Below are 13668 nucleotides of genomic sequence, written 5' to 3' on the forward strand. Positions count from 1 at the left end.
CCGGCTACTGAACTGACAGGGGTTAACCATGAAAATCGCATTTGACGTCGACGTCATTAAAGACCTCGGGATTACGAATATGGTCCGGCAGGTCGCGGAGTGGGGGTATCAATACATTGAGCAGTCGCCGCACCCGCAAATCAACCCGTTTTATAAGCACCCGAAAGCGGGCCGCGAGGTGATTGCCGAGTATAAAAAGGCGCTGCGCGACACCGGCGTTGCGCTTTCTTCCTTTATTTGCGTCTACCGCTGGTCGGGCCCGGACGAGCTGCGGCGTCAGGCGGCGGTGAAAAACTGGAAGCGCCTTATCGAAATCGCTATCGAGATGGATGTGCAGGTGATCAACACCGAGCTTTCCGGCGACCCAAACCAGCCGGAGATCTGCGAGGAGATGTTCTATCGCTCAATGGAGGAACTGCTGCCGATTTTCGAGCGCGAGGGGTTGCGCGTGGAGATCCAGGCGCACCCGTGGGATTTCTGCGAAGAGAACAACGAGACCGTCGATATTGTGAAATCGTTTCGCAGCGATAACGTGAAATATGTCTACAGCGTGCCGCACACCTTCTTTTATGACAAAGGCAAAGGCGAGGTGGAAAAGATGCTGCGCTACGCCGGGGATGACCTGTCGCATGTGCTGATCGCCGACACCATGAACCACACCCGCCACTGTCGCTATATCGTCAACCCGCCGGGCGTCGACGCCGCGGTTCATCAGCATGTCGGCGTAGGGGAGGGCGACGTCGATTTTCAGGCGCTGTTCAGCACGCTGCGCGATATGGGGTTCGCCCGCCAGACTTTTAAGGTCGGCGGCGAGCCGATTGTCGCCGCGTCGCTCTTCGGCTACCCGGAGAAAATGAAATACCAGGCGGTGGAAACCCGTGAACTGATTGAGCGCGAACTGCTGGGCCGTTAAGCCGCAGCGGTTTGCCAGAGAGGCGCATTATGAATAAGCAACACGTGAAGCTGGCCATCGCCCCGATCGGCTGGACAAACGACGATATGCCGGAGCTGGGCAGCGAAAACACCTTCCAGCAGACGGTCAGCGAAATGGCGCTGGCGGGTTTTACCGGCAGCGAAGTCGGCAGCAAATACCCGCGCGATCCGGCCATTCTGAAACCGATGCTGGCTATCCGCGGTATGGAAATCTGCAACGCCTGGTTTAGCACCTTTTTTGCGGCGGGCGAGCGGGAGAAAACCCTCGACGAGTTCGTCAATCACATGAATTTCCTGCATGCGATGGGCGCGAAAGTGATTGGCTGCTCCGAGCAGAGCGGCAGCATTCAGTGCACCACGCTGCCGGTGATGGGGGCGGATAAACCCTGTTTCAGCGAGGAGGAGTGGGCGCGCGTGACGGAGGGCTACAATACGCTTGGACAGCTCGCCGCCGAAAAGGGCATGCAGGTCTGTCTGCATCACCATATGGGCACCGGCATCCAGACCGCGCAGGAGATAGACACGTTTATGTCCCGGGTGGATGCGTCGGTGTATCTGCTCTATGACACCGGACACGCCTGGTATTCCGAAGGCAGCGAAGCGGCCATGCTCGCGATTCTGGAAAAACACCTGCCGCGCATCAATCACGTGCATCTCAAAGACGTGCGCCCGGCCGTGATAGACGAGGTTAAGCGCGACGGGCTGTCGTTCCTGGCGGGCGTCAGGAAGGGCACCTTCACCGTGCCAGGCGACGGGGCTATTGATTTCCGCCCGGTCTTCCAGCTGCTGGATAAGCATGGCTATCGGGGCTGGATGGTGGTGGAGGCCGAGCAGGACCCGGCACTCGCGAATCCCTTTGAATACGCGGTAAAAGCGCGGCGTTATATCCGGGAGACCGCCGGGATCTGACCATGACGTGCTGGCCCGTCACGTGCAACCTGGCGGGCACAGCCATCCAATCTGCTTTATTATGAAAACAACGTTTCATTATGGCTGGCGCTGTCTGCATGGCGGTGTCGGCACGCCCCGCGTTACGTTACCGCTGGTCTTTGCCTTCCTCATCTTATTTATTCATTTATATCAGTCTATTGTGATGTTTCTATCTCTGTGTGTCTGTTGGGACTCTGGCGATCCTTGTTCAGCTACGTGCTGATTATCACAAATCAATAACAAAACATGACCAGTAACTCAAAATTAAAGTTTCATTGTTTATATAAATGAAATATTCGATCTAAATTAGTTGTGGTGAATATATCATCAACCGAGCCCGGCCCCTGGCAACTGGCCGCCTCGTTTTCCCTGAACGGCAGGTTACTGGAGTCTTTTATGACTAAAGAACAATATCTCACCCTTAACAGAGCATCAGGGCCTAACAGCGATGCGCCGACGTCGCCGTTTGTCAAAGTGATTGCGCTTATCGCCACGCTCGGCGGTCTGCTTTTTGGTTACGACACCGGCGTTATCTCCGGCGCGTTGCTGTTTATGGGCAGCGAACTGCACCTTACCCCGCTTACAACAGGCCTTATCACCAGCTCGCTGCTGTTTGGCGCCGCCTTTGGCGCGCTGCTGGCGGGCCATATGGCGAACGCTGCGGGACGAAAGAAAATCATCATTTATCTGGCAGTCATTTTTGCTATCGGTGCCGTTGGCACGGCGATGGCGCCGGACGTGTCGTGGATGATTTTCTTTCGCCTGGTGCTCGGCGTGGCGGTGGGCGGTGCCGCGGCAACGGTACCGGTCTATATCGCGGAGATAGCGCCCGCTAACAAGCGTGGCCAGCTGGTCACGTTGCAGGAGCTGATGATCGTCTCCGGGCAATTGCTGGCGTATATCTCTAACGCGTCGTTCCACGAGCTGTGGGGCGGCGAGTCCACCTGGCGCTGGATGCTGGCGGTTGCGACGCTGCCCGCCGTGCTGCTGTGGTTTGGCATGATGTTTATGCCTGATACGCCGCGCTGGTACGCCATGAAAGGGCGTCTTGCCGAAGCGCGTCGCGTGCTGGATCGCACCCGTCGCCCCGAGGACGTAGACTGGGAAATGATGGAGATTGAAGAGACGCTCGAAGCCCAGCGCGCGCAGGGCAAACCGCGTCTGCGCGAACTGCTCACCCCGTGGCTGTTTAAACTGTTCCTGATTGGTATCGGCATCGCCGTTATTCAGCAGTTAACCGGCGTGAACACCATTATGTATTACGCGCCGACGGTGCTGACGGCGGTCGGAATGTCCGATAACGGCGCGCTGGTGGCGACCGTCGCCAACGGCGTGGTCTCAGTACTGATGACGTTTGTCGGCATCTGGATGCTCGGTAAAATCGGGCGGCGTACCATGACCATGATTGGTCAGTTCGGCTGTACCGCCTGTCTGGTGTTTATCGGCGCTATCAGTTATCTGCTGCCGGAAACCGTCAACGGCCAGCCGGATGCGCTGCGCGGCTATATGGTGCTGGCGGGAATGCTGATGTTCCTGTGTTTCCAGCAGGGCGCGCTCTCGCCGGTCACCTGGCTGTTGCTCTCGGAGATTTTCCCTACCCGCCTGCGCGGTATCTTTATGGGCGGCGCGGTGTTCGCGATGTGGATAGCCAACTTCCTGATCTCGCTTTTCTTCCCGATCCTGCTCGCCTGGGTCGGGCTCTCCGGCACCTTCTTTATCTTCGCGGCAATCGGCATCCTGGGGGCGACATTTGTTATCAAATGCGTGCCGGAAACCCGCAACCGCAGCCTGGAACAAATTGAGCACTACCTGCACGACTGGCTGGATAACAGCCCTGAAGGCCAGCGCCGCGCCCGCGAACGCCGGGCGTATCGGGCGCAGATGGATAAAGCGCGATCGTAACAGGCGCGTGGATCCACACAGGGAAGCCGTCTGGCTTCCCTTTTTTTTTACCGCTGATTGTTATAATTCTGTAACAAATATTCCGTAGCCTCACGTGCATAAAAACTATTCCCCTCAAAAACGACATCCCGAAAGGAAACCGCGATGGGCAGACCGTTAAAAACCTTATTCAAACGTGAGCATAGTGAAGAGATCAGCAACCAGAGCGATAACCGCGCGTTCTCGCAGGTAGCGGAAGTCTATCTGTCGCGCCGTCGCCTGTTGCAGGCCGGCGCGGTTGCTGGCGCTGCGGCAGCGTTTCCGTTTCTGCTGAAGCCGGAAAACGCGCTGGCGAAAGCGGTCGCGCACGCCAGCGGCAACCTCGGCAAAGCCACGGCGCTCGGCTTCACCAGTCTGCCGGTTTCCACGGAAGATACGGTTATCGTGCCGGAAGGCTACATCGCGAAGCCTTTCTATAAGTGGGGCGACGCCACCGGGCTTGCGGGCAACCTGCCGGTTTTCAAAACCGACGGCAGCAACACCGCGCAAGAGCAGGCGGCGCAGGCCGGGATGCACCACGACGGCATGGCGTGGTTTAGCCTGCCGCAGGGCGGACACAGCGCCGATCATGGCCTGCTCGCCCTGAACCACGAATACATCGATAACGGCCTGCTGTTTAAAGATGGCGAAGCCAACTGGAACGCGGATAAAGCGCTGAAAGGCCAGAACGCGATGGGCGTGTCGGTTATCGAAGTGAAAAAAGGCCAGCAAGGCTGGGAAGTGGTGCGCCCTTCCTCCTTCGCGCGCCGCATCACGGTCAACACGCCGATGAAAATTACCGGCCCGGCGCTGCACAATAAACTGATGCAGACCGCCGCCGACCCGAAAGGCGAGACCATTCTCGGCACCATGCAGAACTGCGCCAACGGCTTTACGCCGTGGGGCACCTACCTGACGTGCGAAGAGAACTGGTCCGATATTTTCGTCAAGAAAGCGGAAATGAACCCGCTGGAGAAGCGCTACGGCATCAGCGACAGCGACGACTCCTACCGCTGGAACGAAGTCGACAAGCGATTCAGCGTCGACGCCACGCCGAACGAACCGAACCGTTTCGGCTGGGTAGTGGAAATCGACCCTTACGATCCGCATTCCGTACCGCGCAAGCACACCGCGCTTGGCCGCATCAAGCATGAAGGCGCCGCCGTGACGCTCGCGCCGGATAATCGCGTTGTGGTCTATATGGGCGATGACCAGAAATTCGAATACATCTATAAATTCGTCTCCGAAGGTAAATACAACCCGAACGATCGCAAAGCTAACATGCACCTGCTGGAGAACGGCACGCTGTATGTGGCGAAATTTAACGACGACGGCAAAGGCGAGTGGCTGCCGCTGGTCTTCGGCCAGAACGGGCTCGACGCCAGCAAAGGTTTTGAGAACCAGGGCGATCTGCTGGTGAAAACCCGTCTCGCGGCAGACGCCGTAGGCGCCACCAAAATGGACCGCCCGGAATGGATTGCCGTCGACCCGTACCATACCGGCAGCGTCTACTGCACGCTCACCAACAACAGCGATCGCGGCAAGGAAGGCAAAGCGCCGGTGGATGCCGCCAACCCGCGCGCCAAAAACGTCTACGGCCATATCATGCACTGGCTGGAGCAGAACGGCGACCCGACCGCGCAGCAGTTCGCCTGGGATATTCTGGTGATGGGCGGTCGCACCGATACCGACAAACCGGAAGCCAAAGGCAGCATGAAGGGCGCGGAATTCGGCAGCGCCGACGGCCTGAGCTTCGATCATCGTGGCGTGCTCTGGATCCAGACCGACGTGTCGTCCTCGACCATCAACCGCAAAGATTATGACGGCATGGGCAACAACCAGATGGTGGCGACGATCCCCGGCACCAACGAGTTCCGCCGCTTCCTGACCGGGCCGCGCGGCTGCGAAATCACCGGCATTGCGTTCACGCCGGATAACCGCACGCTGTTTATCAATATCCAGCATCCGGGCGAGCCGGGCGAAGGACTGAGCGACCCGCAACATCCGACGGCGGTTTCAAGCTGGCCTGACGGCGCGAACGCGGGCCGTCCGCGCTCCTCGACCGTGGTTATCGTCAAGGCCGACGGCGGCATGATAGGCACCTGACAATAAACCGTTCAGAGAACAACGCAGGCGCAGTCAGCCTGCGTTTTTTTATGGGGCAAAACCAGCCCGTCTCGACCGCGAGCCGCGCAGGCGCTGGTCACGCTTCATACGCTGGTGCGGTTTAGAATCATCTGTTATATAACATTCTCTTTTATTCATGTTCACCCTCAGGCCTTTCGGTATATTCCTCCAGGATAAGACCTAAAGTCGGAACGTCTGCGCGTGGCGCACCCTGTGTTTTGCGGCAGTGCGCCGCTGAAGGAAAGTAAAACCTTATGATAGTTTTAAGGAACATCTCAAAGCTGTTTCATCAGGGTAAGGACACCATTACGGCGGTAGATGACGTCAACCTGAACGTTGAGCGTGGACAGATCTACGGCATCATCGGCTACAGCGGCGCGGGGAAAAGCACCCTGATTCGCCTGTTAAACGGTCTCGAAAAACCGACCTCCGGCACCGTGACTATCGCGGGTAAAGAGATTTCGGCCGCGCGCGGCGAATCGCTGCGCCAGGCGCGCCTGAAAATCAGCATGGTGTTCCAGCACTTCAACCTGCTCTGGTCGCGCACCGTCAGCGAGAACATCGCCTTTTCGATGCAAATCGCCGGCGTGCCGAAAGCGGAAATTAAAACCCGCGTGGCGGAGCTTATCGACCTTGTCGGCCTGAAGGGGCGCGAAAACGCCTATCCTTCACGCCTTTCCGGCGGGCAGAAGCAGCGCGTCGGCATCGCCCGCGCGCTGGCGAACCGCCCGGATGTCCTGCTGTGCGACGAAGCCACTTCGGCGCTCGACCCGCAAACCACCGATCAGATCCTCGATCTGCTCCAGGATATTAACCGCCGCTTCGGTCTCACCATTGTACTCATCACCCATGAGATGCACGTGGTGCGTAAAATCTGCGATCGCGTGGCGGTCATGGAGGAGGGGCGCGTGGTGGAAGAGGGCGACGTGTTGCAGGTCTTTACGCATCCGCAGCAGCCGATCACCCGCCAGTTCGTGCGCCAGATTAGCCAGGAAGATGGTGATGAAGCGTTCGACCCGGCGCTTGCAGGCGAGCTTAACGGCGCCGTTATCAAACTGACGTTCGTCGGGCACAGCACGCACAAGCCGGTGGTGGGCGAACTGACGCTGCGCTACGGCCTGCCTTTTAATATTCTGCACGGCAAAATGACCCAGACCGCCCACGGCGTGTTTGGCCAGCTCTGGCTGCACGTGGTGGCGACGCCGGAACAGCTGGAGAATATCCTCGCCGATTTACGCCTGCATGAGATCCACTGCGAGGTTATCAAACATGCTTGAGTCACTTTTTCCTCATCTGAAGCTCGACCAGCTGCTGGCCGCCACCCAGGAGACGCTCTACATGACCGCGCTCTCCGGCGTCGCCACCTTTGTGCTCGGTATTGTGCTCGGCCTGGCACTGTTTTTGACGGCGCGCGGCGGGCTGTTTGAAAACCGTCTGGTCTACGGCGTTATCTCCATCGTGGTGAACGTGTTCCGTTCCATCCCGTTCATCATTTTGATTGTGTTGCTGATCCCGTTTACCAAAACGATTATCGGCACCATTCTCGGCGCTAACGCCGCGCTGCCGGCGCTGATTGTCGGGGCCGCGCCGTTCTATGCGCGTCTGGTGGAGATTGGCCTGCGCGAAGTCGACAAAGGGGTGATTGAAGCCACCCGTTCGATGGGCGCGCGCATGAGCACGTTGATTTTCCGGGTTCTGCTGCCGGAATCGTCCCCCGCGCTGGTGTCGGGCATTACCGTGACTCTGATTGCGCTGGTCAGCTACAGCGCGATGGCCGGGGTGATCGGCGCTGGCGGGTTAGGGAACCTTGCTTATCTGGAAGGATTCCAGCGTAACCACAACGACGTCACGCTGGTGGCGACGGTCGCTATACTGGTGATTGTCTTCATCATTCAGTTCATCGGTGACGCCTTAACCTCTTATTTAGATAAACGCTAACAACAACAGAGAACACACATCATGAAAAGAGTACTGACGCTGATTGCCGCCGCCACCCTGAGCGTTTCCGCGTGGGCCGACACCCTGACCGTAGGCGCGTCCAACGTGCCGCACGCGGAAATTCTGGAGCAGGCGAAGCCTATCCTGGCGAAGCAGGGGATCGATCTGGAAATCCGCCCGTTCCAGGATTACATCCTGCCGAACACGGCGCTGGCGAGTCGCGACATCGACGCGAACTACTTCCAGCACATCCCGTATCTGAACAGCGTGCTCAAAGACCACGCCGACGATAAAACCTATGATTTTGTCAGCGCGGGCGCGATCCACATCGAGCCTATCGGCATCTACTCGAAAAAATACAAATCGCTTAAAGACCTGCCGGAAGGCGGCAAAGTCATCATGCGTGACGCCGTGGCGGAAGAAGGCCGTATCCTCTCAATCTTCGAGCGCGAAGGCGTTATCAAGCTGAAACCGGGCGTGAGTAAAGTTGACGCGCGCATCAGTGACATCGTGGATAACCCGAAAAAGCTGAAGTTCCTGCCGAACGTGGAAGGCTCTCTGCTGCCGCAGATGTATAACAACGACGAAGGCGACGCGGTGGTGATTAACGCCAACTACGCCATCGACGCAGGCCTCGACCCGGTGAAAGATCCGATTGCCGTCGAGAGCGGTGAAAACAACCCGTACGCCAACATCATTACCGTGCATAAAGGCGACGAGAAGAAAAAAGATATCGTGGCGCTGGTGAACGTGCTGCACTCTAAACAGATTCAGGACTGGATCCGCACCAAATATAAAGGTGCGGTCATTCCGGTAAATAACTGATTAGCGATAGCGATATCTTTACGGGGCTGCCAGCGTGCAGCCCCGTTTTATTTTGAGCGCCGAACCGCGTCATAATCTTCGCCTGGGCGTTCGTATGCCCGGTATGTGTATATCTGGACAGGGCTCAGCCCGTGTCGGTGTCGGCTGAATGCTATGATTTTGACCACAAAATCATAGCAATGCGTCATAACGGAGGCAGTACATGGAAATGGAGAGCGCCCGCCATTTAACCCCAGGCGAAATCAGCGCAGCGAAACTGCTTTATAAAAACTCGCTGAATTATCAAAAGACTTATATTCACAACGCGCCCTGGTTTCCGTTCGGATTTCAGACCGCGCATACCGCAGTATCCCCTGATGGCGATATCTGGTTTTTACCCACAGAGTACTGTGACAATTTCGCCAGCAGCCCGCTGCGTTTACAGCACTTATTCATGCATGAAATGATGCATGTCTGGCAATTTCAACATGGCTATCAGGTCAAATTACGGGGCCTGTTCTCCTGGGCGGTAAGCTATTTTTATACGCTCGAGAAAAACCGTCCTCTGAAGACATACGCGATGGAACAGCAGGCGTGCATCGTCGCGGATTACTGGGTTCTTAAATATCACACCATCAGGCAGTGGGCCCAACTCAAGAAATGCCTCAACCCTTTCTCGTTTAATGATGTCGCCCGATTGCTGAGCTTATATGAAACCGTTATTGACCGTTTCGATGAGTAGCCTTTTGGCGGGCTGCGTGTGGTCAGGCGCCGATCGGCCGGTATTTTCTGAGGCGGCCAGTGTGACGATACAGAGCAACCCTATTTGTATCTCGATCCCCGACGCGGCAAAGCATGACGTCATCACTTATTACGCGTTTTCAGATGGCAATGGCCTGTTTACTGAAACCCATAAAATGCTCCCTGCCTGGAAAACCTGCCTGCCGAATATCGCTTACAGGCGCGGCGAGCGCTACGAAGTCTGGATAACGCTCAGGACGACATCGTGGGCATTACGGAAATATGCGGCGGAGTTTACCGCCCCATAAAACCAGCGCGCCAGCAGGCGGCAAGCCGCCTGCTTTCTCAAATCCTGTGCCCCGGATTCTCCTCGGACAGCGCGTTGGCGGCGCAAATCAGCGAAAGATGGCTTAGCCCGAGCGGCATATTGCCGCGCCAGCCGCCGGTGCGAGTGTCGTACATCTCGTTGAAAATTTGCACATTGCCGCTCTGGCACAGGGTATCCAGGATTTCTTTCATATCTTTTTGCGCCTGATCGCGCTTTTTAAGCTCTGCCAGCGCCTCGACGCGCCAGAAGGCGCAGGCCACAAACGTGCTCTCTTCCACCTCGACGCCCGAGTAGCGATAGAGCATCGGACTGTTGTGGCCAAGCTCCTGATAAATCGCCTCAAGGGTTGAGAGCATTCGCTTGCGGTTAATTTTACTGCCGTAATAGTGGGTGAGGCTGATGGCGGCGTCGAGCGTCTCACTGCCCGCATAGAAGGTGTACGCCTGACGGCTTTCGCTCCAGCAGTGCGTTTCTATCCACTCGCTGATGCGGTCACGCTCGCGCGCCCAGCGGCCCTTCCAGGTCGGTTCGATATGTCCTATTTCGGCGAGCGCTACTGCCTGATCGAGCGCCAGCCAGCAGGCCATTTTCGAGTGCGTATACTGGCGCTCCTCGGGCAACTCCCAGATGCCGGAATCGGGCAGCCGCCAGCGATCGGCGCAGCGGTTCGCCAGATGCCCAAGCAGACGCGAGGTGGCGAGATCGAGCACATGCCCCACTTCAACGAACAGCCGCGCGGTCGCCAGCAAATCGCCATACATGCTGGGCTGAAACTGATCGCGAGCATTATTGCCGACCCGCACCGGCTCCGTGCCCTGGTAACCTTCCAGCTGCGGGTAACGCTCCTCCGGCACCAGGCCGCCTTCCAGCGTGTAGCAGGCCCGCAGCCTGCCGTCGTGGCGGATGATCGTCGACGTAAGCCACGAAAACGCTGCCTTACAATCTTCAATCGCCCCCATGTAGACGAACGATTTGATAATCAGGCAGGCGTCGCGTACCCAGGCGTAGCGATAGTCATAATTTTTTTCTTTGCCGAGCCCTTCCGGCAGTGAGGTTGTGGCCGATGCTGCGAGCGCACCGGTCGGTGCGTACCAGAGGAATTTCAGCGCCAGCGCCGAGCGTTTCACATGATGCCCAAACGGGCCATTCCAGCAGAGGTTTTCTGCCCAGTCACGCCAGGCAAGATGGCTGGTTTCAATACGCTGATCGATTTTTTCAAGCGGCGGCATGGCCAGCGGCTCTTTTTCCGTCGCGACCAGTGCCACCAGCGAGTGCGAGCCGGGCGCGGTGATTAACGAGCCTTCCATTCCTTCGTCGTCACAGCGCGTGGTCTCCACATCCTCAGAGAGCCGCAGGGCAATCATCAGGTCATCAAGATGGAAAATCGTTTTCTCCTGGACGTGATCCAGCCACGGCGAACAGGTGCGGGCGCGCGTGCCGGGCTTAAACTGCACCTTCAGGCGCACGTGTCCTTTAATGCCCTCGACACGCCTTGCCATTTCGCTCCACGGCAGGCGTCCGGCAAAGGTGCTGTTAATCGATTCGGTAATCAGCACTTCGCCGGAGGCGGTTTTATAGCGCGTCTCCAGCACATTGCTGTTTTCACGATAGCTGCGCGACATCTCCCATTCTTCTTCCGGCGTCAGCGCGAAATAGCCGCCTTCGGGCGCGTCGAGAATACGGTCAAAGAGCGGCGGCGAATCGAGGTTCGGCACACACCACCAGTCGATAGCGCCATCCGGGGCGATGAGCGCCACCGAACGGCCTTCGCCGATGACGGCGTAATCACCGAGACCCGCGTAGCCTTGCTGACGCGCGGGGGAGCGGTAGGTCTTATTTTTCACAGGCGGGATAATCCTTTCTCTGGTCAACGCTTGCGCAACCGCCGCAGGGCGGCGAAACGGTAATGCTTTAAGCGTAGACTATGAGAGCGCGGTCACAGTCTGGCGGCAGATGACGGGAGAAAGGCAAAAAAAGGCCCGCCATAAGGCGAGCCGTGGCTGCGCGAGGAGAGGATTAGCGCAGATTGTTCGGGAAATCCGCGGGCAGTTCGCTCGCCGGGCAGGCGATGACGCTGTCGTCATTGGCGCCGCAGTCGCGCACGAAGGTAATGGTGGCGAACTCGTCGATCACTTCGGTCGGGTACGCCGGGCCGGCTTCGCGGTAGGCTTCCATCTGTGCGATATGGTCATTCTGGAAGCAGACGGTTTTCTTCGGATCGTTCATTACCCAGCGCGGGAAGAAAATGGTGCCGTGGAACAGACGGTCGCCGAGGTTGGCGATAAGGCTGACATCGGTGCCGGTCGGCTCGGTCCAGGACACTTTATAGATGTTTTCGCCGACGCGAACGATATACACGCGCTGATCTTTCACCCAGCGGTTGCCGACGATGCCGCTGTGGATGCGGTAGTCGATGGTGTTTTCATTTTTAATGTACAGCTCGTAGTTCCAGCCGTTGTCGTAGGTATAGACCAGATGTTTACCCACAAAACCGCTTAAGTCATGTTTGTCGAAGTTGCTCATGATTGGCCTCCTTTATGTTGTTGAAATAAGCATAGACCTTTATTTTTTTAATGAATAACGCTAATTTTGCATAAAATTGATTCAAAAATTCGATGGGTTATGCATAAAACAACGCTGGAACAGTGGGCCCTGCTGGACAAAGTGGTGGAAGAAGGCAGTTTCGCGCGGGCGGCGGACAGCACGCACCGCAGCCAGTCGTCGGTGAGCTATAACCTGGCGCTGCTGCAGGAGCGGCTCGGCGTGGCGCTGCTGGAGACCCGGGGCCGCCGCGCGGTGCTGACGCCCGCAGGCGAACTGCTGCTGGCGCAGGTGCGCCCGCTGCTCAGCGCCTTTAGCTGGGTGGAGGCGCACGCCGCCACGCTTCGCGACGGCACCCGCACGCGGCTTGAGCTGGTGGTTGATAATATCTTCCCGCGCGAGGCGCTGTTCGCCATTCTGCGCGAGTTCCAGCGCCAGCATCCGTCCACCCAGGTACAGCTGACCGAAGTGCTGGAGAGCCAGAGCGATACGCTCGCCGCGCACGCCAGCGCCGATCTGCTGGTGCTCTCGCGTCGCGAAGACGGCACCGGGCGCGGCGAATGGCTGATGAACGTGAATTTTGTGGCGGTGGCGCACCGCGATCATCCGCTGGCGCAGATGCCGGGGCCGATTGGCGAAGAGGCGCTCGGGCGCTACGCCCGCATCCGGCTGGCGGGCGGCGAGTCGCCGCGCGCAGGCGGCGAGCCCGAGCAGTGGGTGTTTTCAACGGTGGACGCCGCCATCGAGGCGGTGCTGCATCAGGTGGGCTATGGCTGGCTGCCGGAGGCGCGCATCGCAGGCCCGCTCTCGCAGGGGCTGCTGCGCGCGCTGCCGCTTGCCCACGGCGCGCGACGCGCCACGCCCCTGCATCTGATCGTGAAAAAGGATCTGGTGGTGCCGGACGCCGCCGTCAGTACGCTGATTGCCCTGTTTAGTCAGCTGCGCGAGGCGTAGCCGCCCGCCGGTTGCTGAGGTAAATCAGCGCCAGCGCGACCGCAAGGCACGCCACCGCGCCGAGGCGGCTGAGTGAAAACGGGATGGCCGCGTTGCCGAGCCAGCCAAAGTTATCGATAAGCATACTCATGGCGAGCTGGCCGAAAATCACCGCCACCGTCGCGACCGCCGTGCCGATGCGCTGTACCGCCAGCACCATAATCACAATATAAGGTACGCCGCACAACGCGCCGGTAAGTTGCCACTTCGGCACGTCCAGCAGCGAGGTCGCGTGCGTCGGCTCGAAGAAGAAAATCAGCAGCGCGCAGACCAGCGCGCCTACTGAAAACGTCAGAAAGGCGCAGCGGAACACGCCCACTTTACCGCCGAGCTGGCCGTTAATGGCCGCCTGAATGCTCAGCAGCGCGCCGCCAATAATGGCGAGAATAATCATGATGGTTGTCATTGCGCTT

General features: G+C 58.2%; 13 protein-coding genes. 10 read left to right on the top strand and 3 right to left on the bottom strand.

From position 1 onward, the window contains the following. Window positions 1–28: 28 nt before the first annotated feature. The 9 genes from AFK67_RS04535 to AFK67_RS04575 all read left to right on the top strand — a co-directional run bounded on the left by AFK67_RS04535 (window position 29) and on the right by AFK67_RS04575 (window position 9701). Entirely contained in the window at window positions 29–913 is an 885-nt protein-coding gene (locus AFK67_RS04535; RefSeq protein WP_007720538.1) for a sugar phosphate isomerase/epimerase family protein, read from the top strand. 29 nt (window positions 914–942) lie between these two features. Continuing rightward, window positions 943–1842: a myo-inosose-2 dehydratase gene (iolE, locus tag AFK67_RS04540; protein ID WP_007720536.1), complete on the top strand. Its 900-nt coding sequence runs from the start codon at window positions 943–945 to the stop codon at window positions 1840–1842. 417 nt (window positions 1843–2259) lie between these two features. After that, window positions 2260–3765: a sugar porter family MFS transporter gene (locus AFK67_RS04545; protein ID WP_032967104.1), complete on the top strand. Its 1506-nt coding sequence runs from the start codon at window positions 2260–2262 to the stop codon at window positions 3763–3765. Window positions 3766–3909: 144 nt separating this feature from the next. Further along, window positions 3910–5889, top strand: coding sequence for a PhoX family protein (locus AFK67_RS04550; protein WP_007720532.1), 1980 nt, complete (start codon window positions 3910–3912; stop codon window positions 5887–5889). Window positions 5890–6164: 275 nt separating this feature from the next. Then, complete coding sequence (locus AFK67_RS04555) at window positions 6165–7187, top strand: methionine ABC transporter ATP-binding protein (protein WP_007720531.1); 1023 nt, start codon at window positions 6165–6167, stop codon at window positions 7185–7187. After that, the gene (locus AFK67_RS04560; RefSeq protein ID WP_007720530.1) at window positions 7180–7848 is read left to right on the top strand and encodes a methionine ABC transporter permease; all 669 of its coding nucleotides are present in this window, start codon (window positions 7180–7182) and stop codon (window positions 7846–7848) included. The genes AFK67_RS04555 and AFK67_RS04560 overlap by 8 nt, the downstream gene beginning before the upstream one ends. Before the next feature lie 21 nt (window positions 7849–7869). Continuing rightward, complete coding sequence (locus AFK67_RS04565) at window positions 7870–8673, top strand: MetQ/NlpA family ABC transporter substrate-binding protein (protein ID WP_007720529.1); 804 nt, start codon at window positions 7870–7872, stop codon at window positions 8671–8673. 202 nt (window positions 8674–8875) lie between these two features. Beyond that, window positions 8876–9394 (top strand): hypothetical protein, encoded by a 519-nt coding sequence (locus tag AFK67_RS23350; protein WP_007720528.1) that lies wholly within the window; start codon window positions 8876–8878, stop codon window positions 9392–9394. Next, a complete protein-coding gene (locus AFK67_RS04575) occupies window positions 9363–9701 on the top strand; it encodes a putative T6SS immunity periplasmic lipoprotein (protein WP_235047924.1) in 339 nt (112 codons plus the stop codon). The genes AFK67_RS23350 and AFK67_RS04575 overlap by 32 nt, the downstream gene beginning before the upstream one ends. Before the next feature lie 37 nt (window positions 9702–9738). Here the strand turns inward: AFK67_RS04575 and AFK67_RS04580 are convergent, their stop codons facing one another. Together AFK67_RS04580 and AFK67_RS04585 are read right to left on the bottom strand one after the other, a co-directional pair. After that, entirely contained in the window at window positions 9739–11565 is a 1827-nt protein-coding gene (locus AFK67_RS04580; protein WP_007720522.1) for a glycoside hydrolase family 15 protein, read from the bottom strand. 172 nt (window positions 11566–11737) lie between these two features. Then, window positions 11738–12244: a phenolic acid decarboxylase gene (locus AFK67_RS04585; RefSeq protein WP_007720516.1), complete on the bottom strand. Its 507-nt coding sequence runs from the start codon at window positions 12242–12244 to the stop codon at window positions 11738–11740. A 99-nt stretch (window positions 12245–12343) separates the two neighbouring features. Between AFK67_RS04585 and AFK67_RS04590 the strand changes: the two genes are divergently transcribed. Then, window positions 12344–13216: a LysR family transcriptional regulator gene (locus tag AFK67_RS04590; protein WP_032967120.1), complete on the top strand. Its 873-nt coding sequence runs from the start codon at window positions 12344–12346 to the stop codon at window positions 13214–13216. Here AFK67_RS04590 and AFK67_RS04595 read toward each other — a convergent pair. Further along, complete coding sequence (locus tag AFK67_RS04595; RefSeq protein WP_007720512.1) at window positions 13194–13661, bottom strand: DMT family transporter; 468 nt, start codon at window positions 13659–13661, stop codon at window positions 13194–13196. The two genes, AFK67_RS04590 and AFK67_RS04595, sit on opposite strands and share 23 nt — an antisense overlap. Window positions 13662–13668: the final 7 nt, after the last annotated feature.

The organism is Cronobacter dublinensis subsp. dublinensis LMG 23823 (genome assembly GCF_001277235.1).
GTDB lineage: Bacteria > Pseudomonadota > Gammaproteobacteria > Enterobacterales > Enterobacteriaceae > Cronobacter > Cronobacter dublinensis.